The sequence below is a fragment of the Micromonospora maritima genome, from assembly GCF_902825405.1.
Lineage (GTDB): Bacteria > Actinomycetota > Actinomycetes > Mycobacteriales > Micromonosporaceae > Micromonospora > Micromonospora maritima.
The window spans coordinates 1-4,798 of the sequence record NZ_CADEAU010000404.1 but is presented as its reverse complement, the minus strand read 5'-3'; the positions used below and the strand labels follow the sequence as shown (position 1 = coordinate 4,798).

5 protein-coding genes are annotated in these 4,798 nt (G+C 72.4%); 3 read left to right on the top strand and 2 right to left on the bottom strand.

Going from position 1 to position 4,798, the window contains the following annotated elements; genetic code table 11:
• Positions 1–172: 172 nt before the first annotated feature.
• Both HUW36_RS25690 and HUW36_RS25685 read left to right on the top strand, forming a co-directional pair.
• The gene (locus HUW36_RS25690; protein ID WP_091579534.1) at positions 173–553 is read left to right on the top strand and encodes an OB-fold nucleic acid binding domain-containing protein; all 381 of its coding nucleotides are present in this window, start codon (positions 173–175) and stop codon (positions 551–553) included.
• Positions 550–1,230: a DUF3159 domain-containing protein gene (locus HUW36_RS25685; RefSeq protein ID WP_174530511.1), complete on the top strand. Its 681-nt coding sequence runs from the start codon at positions 550–552 to the stop codon at positions 1,228–1,230. The genes HUW36_RS25690 and HUW36_RS25685 overlap by 4 nt, the downstream gene beginning before the upstream one ends.
• Positions 1,231–1,243: 13 nt before the next feature.
• Here the strand turns inward: HUW36_RS25685 and HUW36_RS25680 are convergent, their stop codons facing one another.
• Together HUW36_RS25680 and HUW36_RS25675 are read right to left on the bottom strand one after the other, a co-directional pair.
• Entirely contained in the window at positions 1,244–1,933 is a 690-nt protein-coding gene (locus HUW36_RS25680; protein WP_174530510.1) for a potassium channel family protein, read from the bottom strand.
• Positions 1,934–1,936: 3 nt separating this feature from the next.
• Positions 1,937–2,602 carry a potassium channel family protein gene (locus HUW36_RS25675; RefSeq protein WP_174530509.1) on the bottom strand — a complete coding sequence of 222 codons (666 nt, stop codon included), beginning with the start codon at positions 2,600–2,602 and terminating at the stop codon, positions 1,937–1,939.
• Between the two features lie 158 nt (positions 2,603–2,760).
• Between HUW36_RS25675 and HUW36_RS25670 the strand changes: the two genes are divergently transcribed.
• On the top strand, positions 2,761–4,798 hold a 2,038-nt coding region (locus tag HUW36_RS25670; RefSeq protein ID WP_174530508.1), incomplete at its 3' end, for an APC family permease.

The following is a 4,798-nucleotide window of genomic DNA, read 5'->3' as shown; positions in this document are numbered from 1 at the left end:
GGCCCGGTCCCGTCGGCCCGCGGGTCGACGGGACCGGGCCCGTCGCGTACGCGCCCCTCGGGCGGGACCAGCGGCGCCACGCCGGTCCCGCCGACCGGCCGGACGGGCGTACGCTGGCGGGACGGTTCCGCCGCCCGCGGAGCCCCGGGGTGGAGAGGGTGACGCGGAGGTCATGACGACCGACCAGGGCCGGGTGTCGCTGCGGCGGCTCCTGCAACGGCTCACCGCGAGCGAGGCCGAGATCGAGGCGCAGGAGCTGCGCCGGGAGAGCGCCGAGTCCGGCGGCACGCCGACCCACCAGTGCAACCGGGGCCAGGTGGTCTCGGTGGCCGGGCGGCTGCGCACGGTGGTCTATACGCCGCGCACCAACCTGCCCACGCTGGAGGCCGACCTCTACGACGGCAACGACGTGGTCACCCTGGTCTGGCTGGGCCGGCGGCACATCGCCGGGATCGAGCCGGGCCGGCACCTCACCGCCCGCGGCCGGGTGGCCGTGCGGGACGACCGCAAGGTGATCTACAACCCGTACTACGAGCTGGAGTCGCCGAAGTGACGACCGGACAGCAGCGCACCCCGTCGGGGCTCGACCCGCAGGACGACGAGCGGCTGCCCAGCATCGCCGAGCAGATGGCCGACCAGCTGGGCGGCTGGCGCGGCCTGGTGGAGTCGAGCATCCCGGTGGTGGTCTTCGTGATCGCCAACGTGGTGGGCGAGCTGCGTCCCGCGGTGATCGCCTCGGTCGCGGTGGCGCTGCTGATCGCCGTGCTCCGGCTGGTCCAGCGCCGGCCGGTGCGGCACGCGGTCAACGGGCTGTTCGGCGTCGGCATCGGCGCGGCCATCGCCTGGCGCACCGGCAACGAGCGCGACTTCTACCTGCCCGGCATCCTCTACGGCATCGGCTACGGCCTCGCGCTGCTGCTCTCGGCCGCGATCCGGCAGCCGCTGGTCGGCTGGATCTGGTCGGTGCTGGTGGCCAAGGGCCGCTCCGAGTGGCGCGACGACCCCCGGCTGGTGCGCACCTTCACCCAGCTCACCGTGCTCTGGGGCGTGGTGTGGCTGGCCAAGGTCGGCGTGCAGGCCGGGCTCTACCTGGCCCACCAGGACACCGCGCTCGGCGTGGCCCGGCTCGCCCTGGGCTACCCGCCGTACGCGCTGCTGCTGCTGATCACGGTCTGGGTGGTGCGCCGGGTCACCCGGGAGGGCACGCCCGCTCCGCTGCCCGGAGCCTGAGCAGCCCTGCCCGTCAGGGGCGACCGCGGTGCCGCTCGGTGCTCTCCGGGCCGAGGACGACCCCGCGCACCTCGTCCTCCACCTCGGCCGTGCACACGAAGACCAGCTCGTCGCCGGCCTCGATCGGGTCGTCCGGGGTGGGCACCAGCACCCGCTTGCCGCGCAGGATCGCCACCAGCGCCGCGTCCCGGGGGAGCGGCACCGCGTGGATCGGCTGCCCGACGTAGGGCGCGGTCGGCGGCAGCGTGATCTCGACCAGGTTCGCCTCGCCCTGTCGGAAGGTCATCAGCCGGACCAGGTCGCCGACCGTGACCGCCTCCTCGACCAGCGCCGCCATCACCCGCGGCTTGCTGACCGCGACGTCCACGCCCCACTGCTCGGTGAAGAGCCACTCGTTCTCCGCCCGGTTGACCCGGGCGACCACGCGGGGCACCGCGAACTCGGTCTTGGCCAGCAGCGAGACCACCAGGTTGACCTTGTCGTCGCCGGTGGCCGCCACCACCACGTCGCAGCCGGCCACGTTCGCCTCCTCGAGGCTGGCCAGCTCGCACGCGTCGGCGAGCACCCAGTCGGCGGCCGGCACCCGGTCCGGCCGCAGCATCTTGGGCTGCCGCTCGATCAGCATCACCTGGTGGCCGTTGTCGATCAGCTCCTGGGCGATCGAGCGGCCCACGTTGCCGGCGCCGGCGATGGCGATCCGCATGGCTCAGTGCCCCCCTTCCGGCGGCGTCGCCGCCACCGACGTGACCGACCCGGTGATGTCGTCGGTCACCAGCATGAAGACCTGGTCGCCCTCCTGCACCACGGTGGAGGCGGTGGGCAGGGTGCCGATCCCGAACCGGATCAGGTAGGCCACCCGCGCGCCGACGGCCTCCTCCAGCTGCCGCAGCGACCGGCCGATCCAGTCCTTGTGCACCGGCACCTCGATGATCGACACGGTGCTGGTGGGGTCGCGGAAGATCTCCACGTTGCCCTCGGGGACCAGGTGCCGCAGCATCCGGTCGGCGGTCCACCGGACCGTCGCCACGGTGGGGATGCCGAGGCGCTCGTAGACCTGGGCGCGGCGCTGGTCGTAGATGCGGGCCGCGACCCGGGACACGCCGAACGTCTCCCGGGCCAGCCGGGCCGAGATGATGTTGGAGTTGTCGCCGCTGGAGACCGCGGCGAACGCGTCGGCCCGCTCGATGCCGGCCTGGCGCAGCACCTCGCCGTCGAAGCCGGCGCCGGTGACCGTGATGCCCGCGAAGTCCGGCCCGAGCCGGCGGAACGCGTCCGCGTCCTGGTCGATCACCGCCACCGAGTGCCCCCGGGACTCCAGGCTGTGGGCCAGGGTCGACCCGACCCGGCCGCAGCCCATGATCACGACATGCACGGTGTCCGCTCCTCCCACGGTGCCGCCCGCCGACCCGTTCTCTGCGAGCCTGCCACGTCCCCGCCCGCGACGGGGCACCGAACCGTACCGCGCGGGCGCGCGCGGAGGTGATCAGCCACCCCACCCTCCCGAGCCGGGTGGCCGTACGCTTGGCGGTTGTGGCCCGACCCACCTCGCTGCTGAAGCGACTCCTCCTCGGTCGACCGTTCCGGTCCGACCGCCTCCAGCACACCCTGCTGCCGAAGCGCATCGCGCTGCCGGTCTTCGCCTCCGACGCGCTCTCCAGCGTGGCGTACGCGCCGGATGAGATCCTGCTGACGCTCTCCATCGCGGGCGCCTCGGCGTTCTTCTTCTCGCCGTGGATCGCGCTGGCCGTCGTCGTGGTGATGCTCACCGTGGTGGCGAGCTACCGGCAGAACGTGCACGCGTACCCCTCGGGCGGCGGCGACTACGAGGTGGCCACGGTCAACCTCGGGCCGCGCGCCGGCCTCGCGGTGGCCAGCGCGCTGCTCGTCGACTACGTGCTCACGGTCGCGGTGTCGGTCTCCTCCGGGGTGGCCAACCTCGGCTCGGTGGTGCCGTTCGTGGCCACCCACAAGGTGCTCATCGCGGTCAGCGCGGTGGTGCTGCTCACCGCGATGAACCTGCGCGGCCTGCGCGAGTCGGGCACCGCGTTCGCGATCCCCACCTACGGCTTCGTCATCGTCATCGGCGGCATGCTGCTGACCGGGTTCGTGCGGATCTTCGTGCTCGGCGACGACCTGCAGGCCCCCAGCGCCGGCCTGGAGATCCACGCCGAGCACAGCGTGACCGGATTCGCGCTGGTCTTCCTGCTGCTGCGCACGTTCTCCTCCGGCTGCGCCGCGCTCACCGGCGTCGAGGCGATCTCCAACGGCGTACCGGCGTTCAAGTCGCCCAAGTCCAAGAACGCGGCGACCACGCTGCTGCTGCTCGGCACCATCGCGGTCAGCATGCTGGTCGGCATCATCCTGCTGGCCCGCAAGACCGGCCTGCAGTTCGTCGAGGACCCGGCGACGCAGATCGTCGGCGGCCCGGCCGACTACGTGCAGAAGACGGTCACCGCGCAGCTCGGCGAAACCGTCTTCGGCAGCGGCTCGGTGCTGCTCTACGTGGTCGCCGGCATGACCGCGCTGATCCTGTTCCTGGCCGCCAACACCGCGTTCAACGGCTTCCCGGTGTTGGGCTCGATCCTGGCCCAGGACCGCTACCTTCCCCGCCAGCTGCACACCCGGGGCGACCGGCTGGCGTTCTCCAACGGCATCGTCTTCCTCGCCGTCTTCGCGGTGGTGCTGATCGTCGGCTTCCAGGCCGAGGTGACCCGGCTCATCCAGCTCTACATCGTCGGCGTCTTCGTCTCGTTCACGCTCTCCCAGGCCGGCATGATCCGGCACTGGAACCGGCACCTGCGCACCGAGCGCGATCTCCAGGCCCGGCGGCGGATGATCCGCTCCCGGGCGATCAACACGTTCGGCATGGCCATGACCGGCATCGTGCTGATCATCGTGCTGGTCACCAAGTTCCTGCTCGGCGCGTGGATCGCGATCGTCGCCATGGCGGTGATGTACGTGGTCATGCTCGCCATCCGCCGGCACTACGACCGGGTCGCGGCCGAACTGGAGCCGACCGAGCAGCGGGCCGTGCTGCCCGCCCGCAACCACGCCATCGTGCTGGTCAGCAAGCTGCACCAGCCGACGCTGCGGGCCGTCGCGTACGCCCGGGCGACCCGGCCGGACACGCTGACCGCGGTGACCGTCAACGTGGACGACAAGGACACCCGGGACCTCCAGGCCGACTGGGAGCGACGGGAACTGCCGGTGCCGCTGACCGTGATCGACTCCCCGTACCGGGAGATCACCCGGCCGATCCTCAACTTCGTCGCCTCGGTCCGCCGCGAGTCGCCCCGGGACGTGGTCACCGTCTTCATCCCCGAGTACGTGGTCGGGCGCTGGTGGGAGAACCTGCTGCACAACCAGAGCGCGCTGCGGCTCAAGGGTCGGCTGCTGTTCGAGCCGGGCGTGATGGTGACGAGCGTGCCCTGGCAGCTCGCCTCCACCGCCAGCAAGAACCTGGACCGCCTCGACGCCACGCTCAGCCGCGGCCCGGCCCGCGGCCCCCGGGTGGCGCCGCAGAGCACGCTGCCGCCGACCGTGCCGCCGGCCGCTCCCGCCGACGAGC